Source organism: Massilia sp. CT11-108 (genome assembly GCF_047302915.1).
GTDB lineage: Bacteria > Pseudomonadota > Gammaproteobacteria > Burkholderiales > Burkholderiaceae_D > Telluria > Telluria orientalis.
In genome coordinates, this window is record NZ_JBKYMO010001768.1 from 1 (window position 1) to 236 (window position 236).

1 protein-coding gene is annotated in these 236 nt (G+C 39.0%); it reads right to left on the reverse strand.

Annotated elements, in window-relative coordinates:
• The coding region (locus ACEN88_RS36270) for a hypothetical protein (RefSeq protein ID WP_413347207.1) at positions 1 to 236 on the reverse strand (236 nt) is incomplete at both ends.

The window sequence follows — 236 nt, forward strand, 5'->3', positions numbered from 1 at the left end:
TCACAGGACGTGTCACAGGAGTGGTCATTTCTTCTTGTTGAAGCGTTTGTATCCCTGTTGTATCATGAGCGAAAAAGATTTCGTCGCAAATGTGATGAAAGTTCTTATGACTTTTAAGGATAAATACATAACTGTCCGGATGACTACCTGTTGTATCTTCTTTAATGTAACGAGCGATAATGATAAACGGTGTCGCTTTTAACGAGCGTACAAAACGAGAAACGGTACTTTTAGAC